The sequence below is a fragment of the Ferdinandcohnia salidurans genome, from assembly GCF_042680725.1.
Lineage (GTDB): Bacteria > Bacillota > Bacilli > Bacillales > Bacillaceae_L > Ferdinandcohnia > Ferdinandcohnia salidurans.
On record NZ_JBHUEK010000018.1, the window covers coordinates 335,526 to 348,647 of the forward strand.

Sequence of the window (13,122 nt, forward strand, 5' to 3'; positions counted from 1 at the left end):
CACGATTAAATGACTCTTGTACATCATTAATAAATTCTTCCCAAGAAACCCCATGTGGGCGCAATGCATTTTGTGGGTCAGATCTTCTAGAAGGGTCTAAAGTGCTATGTGCCACAATATGTCTTTTCGGATCTAAATTAAATTTGTCACACAAATAAGCATGGTACCAGACATATCGATTATATGCCTCCTGGAAATTAATTTTCCCTCCATGACAAAGCTCTACACCAATTGCTGCATCATTTGCATCATCACCAAAACGCTGATTGTCAGCCGTAATATTGTAGCGAACATGCCATGCTTTTTCGTTGAGGGGGATTATTTCTAAAATATATTTATCATCAATGAAAGTGTGGGCAGAAGCGCTTGGTTGTGAACGGTCAAAATAATTTCGATTTCCATAAGCTGTAGACCCTGGGTTCCCTGTATCATGACTTACGATAAAACGCACCTTTGAAATCTTTTGCCCTGAGCGTGAATTTCCCAAACGAATATAATCTCTTGTAATTGAATACTCCATTTCATTCACCTCCATGAATTGTGAGTATAGGCAATCGATTTATTGTATGCGAAAAAAGTTTGTACCGTGCTAAAAATATGTATTGGAGGGGGAGGGGAGGCTCCATGCAACATAAAAAAACCGAAGGACGTTTTCCTTCGGTTTTGAACGCATTACTTATTTCTTTTTTCGTTTTTTCGCTCTTGCATCGGCTGCATTTGAGCGTGCTTGCGCTTCTAAATCGTCTTGGTCAGCAAGTTCACGTGAGAACTCGACATCACGACCATCTGATTTCATGCTTTGTGGAACCTGTGGTAAGTTCCCTTTGTTCTTATCACGTGATTTTTGTCCTCTTGATCTGCCCATTCTCAACACCATCCTAGATAATAGTGGAGAGGTCACAAACGCAACCTACTCAATTATAGGATGACCTTGAAAAACGACTTAAATAAGTGGAAGATACTGATATGTATTAATGTCTAGCCTGTTTTTTCGTATACCCACCGGCTTGGTCAGCCATTTTAAAATCCCTAGAATATGAAACCTCTTGCATGCTGCTTAAAGTGCTTTTTGACTTATTGTCACGCTTTTTTTCTTTTGCCATCAAAGATTCCTCACTTTCTAAGTAATGTAGTATTAGTTTATCCATTCCAAAAAAATCCAAACAAAAAACCCGTTGAAAATAACGGGTTTAAGCTTCTCTTAAATGTTCTTCTTCAGTATTGTGTCCAACACGTAAAGTGTGTAATGTATATAGATCTTTTGAAACCTCAAAAAGATTATAAATATCACCATCAGCATTGATCTGCTCAAGTAACGACTTTCGCGTTTCATTGGCGAATGACACAAACGGTAGCTTTTGAACAGCTTTTGTGGAGCGATGGTTTACTTTCTTAACTCTCATAAAGATCGTTTCAATACCCAGCTCAAAAAAGAGTTCTGCAAAAAATGCATCCTTTGCTGCTTGGTTGTAGCCTTTTCCATGAAATGGTTTGCCAAGCCAAGTACCAAGAAATCCAGCATTGTCTTCAATGTCGTATAAATTAATCGTTCCGATTGGAGAGCCCCACTCGTCTAAAATGGTACGTGAAATCAATTCACCACGCTCTTCTGCCTCAATCGTTTGCTTTGTTACAAATAAAAACTCTTCATAGGAATAAGCCTTTTGACGCACAAATGGGAAGACATCTGGGTGCACCAGTAAGTCATAAAGCGCTTGACAATCCTGAAGTTCACGTTTTTTTAGCATCAGTTTCCCCTCCATATGAGGACAGACCGGACCTGTGGCAGGATCCACCCTCGAAATTTTTTGTATTGATAAAAAATTTCGGGGTGGGAATCGAACCCACTAGAACCAGTGAAACTGGTGGCGCACCATTTGCCTTCCCTAAAGTTAGCCAACTTGAATTAGCCAATTTTAAGTTTGTATTTTATTGTTATGTTCATCTTTTTTTTACTTCACTCTAGGTATCATACTCGAATCTTTTGTAAAAATAAATAGGTTTTTTGTGAAATTTTTGTATCAAATTTTTGGTAATTTCGACGTTTTTGTAAAGACCTTGGTGAATCATGTCGAATCAACTTTTTAAAATGTGACTCAACGCCTGTTCAAGTGTTTTATAGGTAAAAGAGAAACCATGATCTTCTAGTTTTTTTGGTAACACTTTTTGTCCTTTTAAAACCAAAATGCTCATTTCACCGAGTAATACCTCTAAGGCAAACCCGGGTACTGGAAGCCAATGTGGTCGGTTCATAATCGCACCGATGGTTTGACCAAAGTGTTTCATTTGCATGGGCGCTGGGGCAGTGAAGTTTACGGAACCATGAACAGAGGGATTGTGTAAAAGAAAATTAATTCCTTTAACAACATCATCAATATGAATCCATGATAACCACTGTTTTCCTGAGCCGATCGTGCCTCCGATGAAAAAGTGATAAGGTAGCACCATACGCGTAAGAGCACCACCATCCTCACCAAGAACAACGCCAAAACGTAAGAAACAAGTTCGGACACCTAGGTCAGTTGCTTTCTTTGCTTCGTCTTCCCAAGCAATAACGGTCTTTGCTAGAAAGTCACTGTCATTTTGCGTAGAATCTTCTGTAAAAGTGTCGGTCTCTGAAGTACCATAAATTCCAATTGCACTTGCATTCAACAAGACTTCCGGCTTTTTAGGCAAAGAAGAGAGTATACGAAGAACTTCCTTTGTTGCCGTTATCCGACTTTCTGTGATTCTTTTTTTACGTTCCTCTGTCCATCTTCCACTATTCAAAGATTCACCAGCAAGATTGATCATAGCATCCAGTCCTTGTAGCTGGATTTCTGGGGAACTTGTTGATGTTAGCCATTCAACATAATGAAGGTTTGGGTGATGACTTGAAGAAGTGGAATTTCTCGTTAAAATAAATACTTCGTGATTTTGATCTAAAAGAAAGTCGGTAAGCTTTTTCCCGACAAAGCCAGTTCCACCAGCGATCGCAATCTTCATTTTTTCCTTCCTTTCTATGCCTTTTCCTACATAATTCAATAAGTTTTCCATTTATCCTCTAAATTTCTGTGCTACTATAAAGGGGAGGTGTAATTGATATGGCCATTATAGCGAAAATCACAACTCAAAAGAAAAACACAGAGCGATTTAATATTTTTCTTGATCACGGGAAGGGCGAGGAATATGCTTTTAGCGTTGATCAGGATATTCTTGTATCTTTCCAGCTTAAAAAAGGGATGGAGCTTGATGAGTTAGACATTTCGGAAATACAGTTTGAGGATGAAGTGAAAAAAGCCTTTAATTTGGCATTGAATTTTTTATCCTATAGAATGCGTTCGACGAAGGAAGTCATTGATTATCTTAAGAAAAAAGAAGTCGATGAACCCATTATTCCAGACGTGATTCATAAACTGGCCGACTATAAATACATTAATGATGAGGAATTTGCGAAAGCGTATGTCCAAACACAAATTAATACAACCACAAAGGGTCCTGAAGTTATAAAACAAGAACTTTTTGAAAAAGGAATTGGACAGGATTTACAATTGAAAAGTCTTGACCTTTTTACAATGGACGAGCAAGTGAAAAAGGCCATTAAGCTAATTTCAAAAACGATCCCAAAAAACAATAAAGCTTCAGAACGTCAAACAAAACAAAAAATAGAACAAACCCTTCAAAGAAAAGGTTATTCATGGGATGTTATTCAAATCGCAATGGAAGAAGCTTCAATTGAGAAGGACACAGATGAAGAGTGGGGAGCCCTCGAGCATCATGGAATGAAGGCTCATCGTAAATATGAAAAATTAGATGGATGGGAATACGAACAAAAAATGAAACAAGCCCTTTTTCGCAAAGGCTTTGACTTAGATATGATTGAAAAATTCATCACCCACATAAAGGATGGAGCGAACTAACATGCAAGAAAAACGATATAGCCAAATGACAGAATTTGAATTAAGACAAGAAATTGCTGGCTTAAAGGAACAAGCACGAAAAGCAGAACAGCTCGGCATTGTAAATGAACTCGCTGTGCTTGAACGAAAAGCTTCTATGGCAAAAGCATATCTCCTTAATCCAGAGGATTACAAACCTGGAGAAACATATGAAATAGATGGTGACCCTGGCAGTTATTTTAAAATCGACTACATCAATGGTGTGTTTGCTTGGGGACATCGAATGGGTCAAGAGGACAAAGAAGAAGCATTACCGATTTCATTGCTTATTAAAGAATAATAAAAACCAGAGAGAAACGATCTCTCTGGTTTTTATTTTATGATTGTTTTCTTGTTTGATGCTCCAAGATAATGAGGTTTTGTGTCCGTCTTGTTTCACCATTAACCTGTGCCCAAGCATGTTTCGGATTGGCCCATGCTTGTTGAAAAGGATTATTGTACTCATTTCGTTTATAGCCTTTTTTACCCATTATACGCACCTCCAAGTAATATTCGATTCGATTTTTTAGGCCCACGTGATGTGGGTCACAAAGACGCAGACATTAGTCTTTGGTCTTAATAATACCTAAGTTAAAAATCGTGTCGTTCACTTGAAGCCTTCATTCGCTCCTGTGGATGTGTGTTAATGGAACCATCTGCTCTTGTTGAAGCGTATTCTGCCTTTGCTCTAGGCTCACCCTGAAACTTATTACGATTCTGGTTTGGGAATCCTCGTTTTTTGTTCCGCATGCGAATACCTCCTATAGAAGCAAAATTGGACATCGTGCCAAAAGGGATTTCTCTCCTTTAAACACGTATTACTAGTATGGAGTTCTTGGCCCCTTATGATGTAAAATGGAGAACGTGAATTTATGGTAATCCTAATCAAGTAATTGGAAGTAATAATCCCCATAACAAACCTTGTTATGGGGAAAATGGTCTAACTAGGAATGAGCTCAAGTTTCTTACGGAGCTTTTCTTCACTGAAAATCCAGCCAGTATAGGATGTTATTATATTTAAATCAAGATCCAACTGTACAACGGCAACAAATGGATAATGTCCCTTGCTACGGTACCTTAAGTCAATAAAGCGAACTTCATAGTAATCATCATACTCATCAACTTCCCAGCGATAAACGGGTGAAAAGTGAAGGAACGCTGCTAAGTTCTTGTCCTTTTGCGCAGCATTGATAACAGGTGTATCAGGAATTGGACGCTTTGCAAATTGATCGTGTAAAATAAGTTCATTATTTACGGAGCGAGCGACATAGAAATACTTTTCTGTTATGACGGCAATATGCCATTGACTAAATCGATAGGTTGGAGAAATAATGACCTCCGTGATTTCGTCATTGATTTTAGCACGAACCGCTGCTTCAACATTATTCCGCATTCGAAATCGAATGATATAATAAACCAGAAGGATCGCATAAATGGAGAAGAAAGTAACCCCAGGATGCAGTCCAAGCTTCCACACAATAATTCCTACTAGGTGAATGACGAAGATAAAAGGGTCAAATGTGTTGATAACACCTAATGCTACCCATTTATGAGAAAAAGGTCTTAATGCTTGTGTTCCATATGCGTTAAAAATATCGACAAATACATGGAGAATGACACCGATAAAGGTCCACATCCAAAGATGTAACAGATTCGCTTCAGGGAAAAAGAATAAAAGAGCGCCAGTTATCAAAATTGGCCAAAGTAAAACGGCTGGTATGGAATGTGTAATTCCTCGGTGATTTTTTATATAATTAGCATTGTTTCGCAATTTAAGGATAGTATCAAGGTCTGGTGCCTGGGACCCAATTAGCGTACCAAAGATCACAGCTTGAGTGGTAGCCGGGTTAATCGTAACATTTGGGTCAAGTGTGGCAATGCCACCTAAAGCAAAACCCATAACGACATGTGTTCCTGTATCCAAAATGGGACCTCCTTTTTCAAATGTTCCTAAGTTTAATGTAACCAACAATCTCAATTTAAAAAGATGTTTGATAAAAATTGAATGGAACACTAATTTCTTTGGATATTGAGATAGGATTTCAAGAGAAAATGTAGGTAAATTATTTTAATTTTATCACCTTGAGAGAGGGAATGGTATGGATAAATGAAACTTTTAGAAAATTTTTCGATAAATGGATTTCAAAAAAATTTAATTGAATGGTTTGAAGAAGAACAAAGAGACCTTCCATGGAGGCAGGATCAAGATCCGTATAAAGTTTGGGTTTCGGAAATTATGCTCCAGCAAACAAGAGTAGATACTGTCATTCCGTACTTTGAGAATTTCGTTTCTAAGTTTCCGACAATCGAAGCTCTTGCTGAAGCAGAGGAAGAGAAAGTTCTTAAAGCATGGGAAGGCTTAGGGTATTATTCACGCGTTCGAAACCTTCATGCAGCTGTTAAGGAAGTGGCACAAGAATATGGTGGCAAGGTTCCAAATACAGTTAAGGAAATCTCGAATTTAAAAGGTGTTGGCCCATATACAACAGGGGCAATCCTTAGTATTGCGTATGGAATCCCTGAGCCTGCGGTGGATGGAAATGTGATGCGAGTGCTTTCGAGGATTTTATCGGTGTGGGATGACATCGCTAAGCCCAAAACGCGCCAGCTGTTTGAGGACATTGTCAGAGAAATTATCTCAAAAGAAAATCCATCTGCTTTTAATCAAGCTTTAATGGAATTAGGTGCACTCATTTGTGTTCCAGGAAACCCAGCCTGCCTATTATGTCCTGTATGTGAACACTGTAGAGCTTTTGCGGAGGGTGTTCAAAAAGAACTACCGGTAAAGAGTAAGAAAAAGGCACCAACGGCTGTTTCTATGGCGGCAGTTGTGCTTCAGAATGAGGATGGTAAATTCTTAATCCATAAACGACCTGAAAAAGGACTTTTAGCAAATTTATGGGAATTTCCAAACAATGAAACCATTCTAGACGTACAGGCACCAAAAGAACAGCTCGGAGATTTTTTGACAAATGAGTATCAAGTAAAAGCAAAAATTGGACAAGCATTCACAACCATCCAGCATGTGTTTTCTCATTTGATTTGGAACATAACCGTTTTTGAAGGGAAAATAGAGGGCACTATAAATGAAACCGACAACTTGAAACTGGTTAGCTTAAAGGAAATGGAAGAGTACACCTTCCCGGTTTCCCATCAAAAAATATTAAAAAGCTACCTCACCAAATAAATGGGTCAAGGGGACAGGTCCCTTGACCCACTCTATCTTTACCTAAAAATCAATCATACGACAATTTTATATCACTTGTATATTCATTGTTACGATGGAAACCGCCCCTAGCTTCAATTTCCTGGACAATTTCACGGTGAAGGGATTGGCCCTCAGCATTTAAATAAGGGACAATTTGTTGAAAGGAATGGTGGAAAAAAGCAAGCTCGCTTTCCTTCCATTCATTTTTTGGGATCATTGATAAATGAGTCATGTCTCGACCAGCATACATCTTCAATTACCCTCCTTTTTGAACATGATATTAGTTTCACTATGTTCAATTAATAAGATTATCCAAAGCATGTAAAATTATCCTATTTTTTAATAAAAATTTTTATGGATATTAAATTCCCTTCTAGGACAAATTAATTGTCGTGGAGGTGATTACAAATGGCTAAACAACCAAACAAAACTTCAGCTGGAACTAACGTAGAACAAGTTAGACAACAAAACGCTCAATCTCAAGGTGCTGGTGGTCAATTCGGTACTGAGTTTGCTAGCGAAACAAACGCTCAAGAAGTAAGACGTCAAAACCAACAGTCTCAGTCTAACAAAGGCCAAGGCTAATATAAACAACATACTTACTGCTTTACCCAAAACACTTCCTGTATTCGTCGGGAAGTGTTTTCCTTTTTTTTTGAGTTGGATGAAGTCCCGACCGATGCAACAGTCCTCGCGTAGAGTCCTTCATAAGCAGGATGAAGTCCTGGCCGGAGCAAAGGTCTCTGCGTAAAGTCCTTCATAAACCTGGATGATATCCTAAACCAATCAATAAACCGCTAGCAAACGTCATTCTTAGTTAGTTTGACAAAACCTCCTATATAACTACATACATAGACAAAGGAAATTGAGTCTATTTCCAGAAATAATAGGTTATAACAATAATAATAGTTCATAGACAATTAGGAGGATCACATGATGAGCAATTTTAATGACCTTGTTAGTGAACAGTTAAAAACAATGGACAAGCTACTTTTCATTCAATCTGAAATTGAAAGATGCCAGGAACTAGAAAAGCAAATTTTAGAACTTCAAAAAGAAACTGAACTCCAGCCGATACAAGAAGAGATAAAACGTATGCAAGATGAGCTAACGCAAATCCATGACTTATTCCAGCAACAAACTGAAGAAGTTATTCGATCCTATCAAGGCAAAATCCATCAAACTGTCTAAATATGTTGCGTAAAAGAGTCATCGAAAAATAACGATGGCTCTTTTGTTTTAAAAAATCGGACTAACCGTTATAATAGTAAAAAAAGGTTTTTCTTTGTTTTTATACATTCGATATGGGAGTTCGGCATTAAACCTATCGAATAAAATACAAAATCTATATCAAATTTTTGGAAGATCTAGAGATGTATAAGACAAAGCTGCCCAAAGTGAAAGTAGGGAGAGAGAATGGGTATTCCCATGGAAGGAGACAAAATACAAATCCATAGTTATAAGCATAATGGCCATATTCACCGTGTTTGGGAAGAAACAAGAGTGCTTAAAGGTACGCAAAGCATAGTTATTGGCGGGAATGACCGCACTACTGTGACAGAGTCCGACGGCCGGACTTGGATTACACGTGAACCGGCTATATGTTACTTTCATGCGCGCCATTGGTTTAATATTATCGGAATGATACGTGAGGATGGGGTTTATTATTATTGTAATATCAGTTCACCGTTTATTTCTGATGATGAAGCATTGAAATATATCGATTATGACTTGGATATAAAGGTATTTCCAGATATGACATTTATCTTATTAGATGAGGATGAGTATGAAAAGCATCGTCGTGAAATGAATTATCCTGATGTCATCGATAAGATATTAAAAAATAATGTGGACAAGCTTATCCAATGGATTCGTGGACGTAAAGGTCCATTCGCACCAGATTTTATCGATATCTGGTATGAGCGCTATTTAACCTATCGAAGCTAAACATTCTTACCAAAACCTGTTGAAATGAACAACAGGTTTTCAAATTTTAACTCGATTTTTCTCGGGTAAAAGATTGTACAACAACTAGAAGGAAGGTCAGGGGATTGGGGAGTACTAGACGTTATATGAAATTTGTGAAGCCGTACCGGTTTCAAATCTTTATCACAATTATCATTGGGATCATCAAATTTTCGATTCCAATGCTCACCCCACTATTACTGAAATATGTATTGGATGATGTCATCGCTACAGATCTAGCCCAAGATGAAAAACTATCGAAACTTTTCCTCGCGATGGGAATCATGTTATTTATTTTTCTTGTACTACGGCCACCTGTTGAATATTATCGTCAATATTATGCACAATGGGTCGGTAGTAAAATCCTCTATGATATCCGTGACCAGCTTTTTGACCATATACAAAAGCTAAGTCTAAGGTATTATGCCAATACACGAGCGGGTGAAGTCATATCTAGGGTTATCCATGATGTGGAGCAAACGAAAACATTTGTCATTACAGGGTTAATGAATTTATGGCTTGATTTGTTTACAATTCTTATTGCAATTGTAATTATGCTGACATTAGATGTTCCATTAACGATCGTTTCTATTATTTTATTTCCACTCTATGGATTTTCAATTAAGTATTTTTATGGCAGGCTGCGCCATCTTACGAGATCAAGATCACAGGCGTTGGCAGAGGTGCAAGGGTATCTCCATGAACGTGTACAGGGGATTCCTGTTATCCGAAGTTTTGCAATTGAAGATCATGAACAAAGGCTTTTTGATAAACAAAACAGCAATTTTCTACAAAAGGCATTAGACCATACTAGCTGGAATGCAAAAACCTTTGCTGTCGTTAATACGATTACGGATATCGCCCCACTACTTGTAATCGGGTATGCGGGCTATCAAGTGATTCAAGGTGATTTAACAGTGGGAACGTTGGTTGCGTTTGTCGCTTATATTGATCGACTCTACAACCCGTTAAGACGACTTGTAAACTCATCAACAACATTAACACAAGCCCTTGCTTCGATGGATCGCGTATTCGAATTTATCGATGAAAAATATGATATCGTCGACGGGCCGAATGCGGTTGAATGTAAAAATGTATCCGGAAATATGAGCTTCGAAAATGTCACATTTTCATATGGCGATGATGACAACGATCAAGTCGTTTTAAAGGATATCAATTTAAACATTCAAAGTGGAGAAACAGTTGCTCTGGTCGGAATGAGTGGTGGAGGAAAGTCGACACTGGTCAGCTTAATACCAAGATTCTACGATGTAACTCGAGGGAGAATCTTATTAGATGGCACAGATATTCGTTCTTATAAGGTAAGAAGTCTTCGTGATAAAATTGGTATGGTCCATCAGGACACCTTTTTATTCAGTGAATCAGTTAAGCATAATATTCTTCTTGGTAAGCCAGGAGCTACTGATGAAGAAATTATGGAAGCAGCTAAAGCGGCAAATGCCCATGAATTCATCGAAAATCTCCCTCAAGGGTATGATACAAAAGTAGGAGAACGAGGCGTTAAGCTGTCTGGTGGGCAAAAACAACGAATTGCAATTGCACGCGTATTTTTGAAAAATCCGCCATTATTAATCTGGGATGAAGCCACTTCAGCATTAGATCTTGAAAGTGAACACCTCATTCAGGAATCATTAGAAGAACTAGCAAAAAGTCGCACTACTTTTATCGTTGCGCATCGATTATCAACGATTACACATGCTGATAAAATTGTCTTAATAGAGCATGGGGAAATCGTAGAAGTCGGAACGCATGCCGAATTAATGAGCCAAAAAGGCCATTATTTCAACCTATTCCAGGTACAACAACTTGATGATTAAGGAAAGCAAATGGACACGGATAATCTTCCGTGTCTTTTTTTATCGTCAGATTCGACGGGTTTCTGCTTGAAATGAAATCTTTTTGTTATTTCCAGGGAAATCGTGTCGAATCATTGGAGAAAATTCCTTCGTTTCTCGAAGCCTTTTTTTTACAATGTTGTAATAATTCGTCCACCTTTTTAATAAAACTTCTTGTAAAGGCAGGTGTGATAGATGGGGGAAAAAATAATTGAGGTAAAAGGTTTACGTACCTCATTTTTTACTGATGAAGGGGAAATACCAGCAGTTGACAACATTGACTTTCATATAAAAGAAGGGGAAATTCTCGGGGTAGTTGGAGAATCCGGTTGCGGAAAAAGTGTTACATCCTTATCGATAATGGGACTAGTTCCAAATCCTCCTGGCAAAGTTGTCGGTGGTGAAATTATTTTTAACGGTGAAAATATCATCCATTACTCTGAGAAAAAGATGCGTCAAATCAGGGGAAATGAAATCGCGATGATTTTTCAGGAGCCCATGACATCTCTAAATCCTCTATTTACAATCGGTAATCAAATGATAGAGGGGATAAAGATACATATGAAATGGGATAAAAAGAAATCCCGTTTAAAGGCAATTGAAATTATGAAACGTGTCGGTCTACCGCGAGCAGAGGAGTTAATGGATGAATATCCACATCAATTATCTGGAGGTATGCGTCAAAGAGTGATGATTGCAATGGCGATGGCTTGCAACCCTAAACTATTAATCGCCGATGAGCCAACTACTGCCTTAGACGTTACGATTCAATCACAGATCTTGAAGTTGATGAAGGAATTGAACGATGAGATGAATACTGCCATTATGCTCATCACACATGATTTAGGTGTTGTTGCGCAAATATGTGAACGAGTGGTTGTCATGTATGCCGGAAAGATTGTGGAAGAAGGCGAAGTCTCCTCTATTTTTAAAAATCCGAAACATCCATATACGAAAGGATTATTAAAATCAGTTCCCGATATTCGTAATAAGAATGAACGCCTTTATTCAATTCCTGGAAATGTACCAAAGCCGGGTTCAATCAAGCATGGATGTCGTTTTGCTGAGCGATGTGAATTCGCATTTGAACGATGTTCCTCAGAAAGTCCAGAGCTTTATAAGGTGGATGACAGGGGTCATCGTGTTCGCTGTTTTTTACAAACTCGAGAGGAGGAGAGCAATCATGACACAGCCTTTACTACAAGTCCATAATTTAAAAAAGTATTTCCCGATTAAGGGCGGAGTGTTTGGAAAAAAGATTGGAGATGTAAAGGCTGTTGATGGACTTTCCTTTTTTGTGAATAAGGGCGAAACCCTAGGGATCGTTGGAGAAAGTGGGTGTGGAAAATCTACAACAGGAAGACTTATCTTGCGGCTTTTAGACCCAACGGAAGGTCAGGTTCTATTTAATGATCAGGATGTTACTAATCTATCATTATCAGAGATGAGGAAACTCAGACGTGATATGCAAATTATTTTTCAGGATCCATACGCTTCCCTTAATCCGAGGCATACTGTCGAAAAAATACTAGAGGAGCCTCTGATCGTTCACGGGATTGGTGATAGAAAGGAACGAAAACGTAGAGTCCAAGAAATGCTAGAGGTCGTAGGATTAAGTAGTTATCATGCAAAACGATATCCGCACCAGTTTAGTGGAGGACAGCGACAGCGTATTGGTATTGCAAAGGCGTTAATGACGAATCCTTCCCTCATTATTGCAGACGAGCCGGTTTCCGCTCTCGATGTGTCGATTCAATCACAGGTATTAAACCTCATGGAGGATTTGCAAAAGAAATATGACCTCACCTACATATTTATTGCACATGATTTAGGGGTAGTGCGGCATATAAGTGATAGAGTGGGCGTGATGTATTTAGGAAGAATCATAGAATTGACTGATAGCGAGAAGCTTTACAATAAACCTCTACATCCATATACAAAAAGCTTGCTAGAAGCTGTGCCAATTCCAGACCCAGATTATAAAAATGAGTCGGTTGGGATCACCGGGGAGATTCCGAGCCCATCCAACCCACCTGCAGGTTGTACATTTCACACAAGATGCCACAGTTGCATGGATATTTGTAAGACGACACGCCCAGAGTTTAAGGAAGTGGAAGAGGGTCATTTTGTTGCTTGTCATCTTTACGAGTGACACGCAGCATTCATGATACAAAAA

At 38.5% G+C, this 13,122-nt stretch carries 17 protein-coding genes and 1 pseudogene; 9 read left to right on the forward strand and 9 right to left on the reverse strand.

Annotated features, from left to right (window positions below):
* Positions 1 to 7: 7 nt before the first annotated feature.
* From ACFSFW_RS12660 to ACFSFW_RS12680, 5 genes and pseudogenes are all read right to left on the reverse strand, one after another.
* A pseudogene (locus tag ACFSFW_RS12660) lies at positions 8 to 520 on the reverse strand (peptidoglycan recognition protein family protein); the annotation flags it as partial.
* Positions 521 to 676: 156 nt separating this feature from the next.
* The gene (locus tag ACFSFW_RS12665; protein ID WP_304217889.1) at positions 677 to 865 is read right to left on the reverse strand and encodes a YfhD family protein; all 189 of its coding nucleotides are present in this window, start codon (positions 863 to 865) and stop codon (positions 677 to 679) included.
* 106 nt (positions 866 to 971) lie between these two features.
* Complete coding sequence (locus ACFSFW_RS12670) at positions 972 to 1,103, reverse strand: YfhE family protein (protein ID WP_099352896.1); 132 nt, start codon at positions 1,101 to 1,103, stop codon at positions 972 to 974.
* An 87-nt stretch (positions 1,104 to 1,190) separates the two neighbouring features.
* Positions 1,191 to 1,748 carry a GNAT family N-acetyltransferase gene (locus tag ACFSFW_RS12675; RefSeq protein ID WP_304217885.1) on the reverse strand — a complete coding sequence of 186 codons (558 nt, stop codon included), beginning with the start codon at positions 1,746 to 1,748 and terminating at the stop codon, positions 1,191 to 1,193.
* Between the two features lie 328 nt (positions 1,749 to 2,076).
* Complete coding sequence (locus tag ACFSFW_RS12680) at positions 2,077 to 2,985, reverse strand: TIGR01777 family oxidoreductase (RefSeq protein ID WP_388038798.1); 909 nt, start codon at positions 2,983 to 2,985, stop codon at positions 2,077 to 2,079.
* A gap of 98 nt (positions 2,986 to 3,083) precedes the next feature.
* Here ACFSFW_RS12680 and recX point away from each other — a divergent pair, with 98 nt between their 5' ends.
* Both recX and ACFSFW_RS12690 read left to right on the forward strand, forming a co-directional pair.
* Entirely contained in the window at positions 3,084 to 3,899 is an 816-nt protein-coding gene (recX, locus tag ACFSFW_RS12685) for a recombination regulator RecX (RefSeq protein ID WP_304217879.1), read from the forward strand.
* A gap of 1 nt (position 3,900) precedes the next feature.
* Positions 3,901 to 4,218, forward strand: a complete 318-nt coding sequence (locus tag ACFSFW_RS12690; protein WP_099352813.1) for a YfhH family protein — start codon at positions 3,901 to 3,903, stop codon at positions 4,216 to 4,218.
* Positions 4,219 to 4,255: 37 nt separating this feature from the next.
* Here the strand turns inward: ACFSFW_RS12690 and ACFSFW_RS12695 are convergent, their stop codons facing one another.
* From ACFSFW_RS12695 to ACFSFW_RS12705, 3 genes are all read right to left on the reverse strand, one after another.
* Positions 4,256 to 4,408 (reverse strand): YpzG family protein, encoded by a 153-nt coding sequence (locus ACFSFW_RS12695; protein WP_099352812.1) that lies wholly within the window; start codon positions 4,406 to 4,408, stop codon positions 4,256 to 4,258.
* 100 nt (positions 4,409 to 4,508) lie between these two features.
* On the reverse strand, positions 4,509 to 4,667 hold the full coding sequence (locus ACFSFW_RS12700) for a small, acid-soluble spore protein K (RefSeq protein ID WP_010677476.1): 159 nt from the start codon (positions 4,665 to 4,667) through the stop codon (positions 4,509 to 4,511).
* Positions 4,668 to 4,857: 190 nt separating this feature from the next.
* A complete protein-coding gene (locus tag ACFSFW_RS12705; RefSeq protein ID WP_388038802.1) occupies positions 4,858 to 5,841 on the reverse strand; it encodes a metal-dependent hydrolase in 984 nt (327 codons plus the stop codon).
* 183 nt (positions 5,842 to 6,024) lie between these two features.
* On the opposite strand from ACFSFW_RS12705, the gene mutY reads away from it, so the two are divergent.
* On the forward strand, positions 6,025 to 7,104 hold the full coding sequence (gene mutY / locus ACFSFW_RS12710; protein WP_388038805.1) for an A/G-specific adenine glycosylase: 1,080 nt from the start codon (positions 6,025 to 6,027) through the stop codon (positions 7,102 to 7,104).
* A 49-nt stretch (positions 7,105 to 7,153) separates the two neighbouring features.
* Here mutY and yfhS read toward each other — a convergent pair whose 3' ends face one another.
* Positions 7,154 to 7,375, reverse strand: a complete 222-nt coding sequence (gene yfhS / locus ACFSFW_RS12715; RefSeq protein WP_099352809.1) for a mother cell protein YfhS — start codon at positions 7,373 to 7,375, stop codon at positions 7,154 to 7,156.
* Between the two features lie 158 nt (positions 7,376 to 7,533).
* On the opposite strand from yfhS, the gene ACFSFW_RS12720 reads away from it, so the two are divergent.
* From ACFSFW_RS12720 to ACFSFW_RS12745, 6 genes are all read left to right on the forward strand, one after another.
* Positions 7,534 to 7,710, forward strand: coding sequence for a gamma-type small acid-soluble spore protein (locus tag ACFSFW_RS12720; protein ID WP_099364786.1), 177 nt, complete (start codon positions 7,534 to 7,536; stop codon positions 7,708 to 7,710).
* Between the two features lie 351 nt (positions 7,711 to 8,061).
* Complete coding sequence (locus ACFSFW_RS12725) at positions 8,062 to 8,316, forward strand: YgaB family protein (protein ID WP_304217860.1); 255 nt, start codon at positions 8,062 to 8,064, stop codon at positions 8,314 to 8,316.
* Between the two features lie 225 nt (positions 8,317 to 8,541).
* Positions 8,542 to 9,072 carry a nucleoside tri-diphosphate phosphatase gene (gene ntdP, locus ACFSFW_RS12730; RefSeq protein ID WP_099352806.1) on the forward strand — a complete coding sequence of 177 codons (531 nt, stop codon included), beginning with the start codon at positions 8,542 to 8,544 and terminating at the stop codon, positions 9,070 to 9,072.
* A 104-nt stretch (positions 9,073 to 9,176) separates the two neighbouring features.
* Entirely contained in the window at positions 9,177 to 10,928 is a 1,752-nt protein-coding gene (locus ACFSFW_RS12735) for an ABC transporter ATP-binding protein (RefSeq protein WP_388038810.1), read from the forward strand.
* A gap of 213 nt (positions 10,929 to 11,141) precedes the next feature.
* Positions 11,142 to 12,158 (forward strand): ABC transporter ATP-binding protein, encoded by a 1,017-nt coding sequence (locus ACFSFW_RS12740; protein ID WP_388038813.1) that lies wholly within the window; start codon positions 11,142 to 11,144, stop codon positions 12,156 to 12,158.
* A complete protein-coding gene (locus tag ACFSFW_RS12745; protein WP_388038816.1) occupies positions 12,130 to 13,098 on the forward strand; it encodes an ABC transporter ATP-binding protein in 969 nt (322 codons plus the stop codon). Before ACFSFW_RS12740 ends, ACFSFW_RS12745 begins: the two co-directional genes overlap by 29 nt.
* Positions 13,099 to 13,122: the final 24 nt, after the last annotated feature.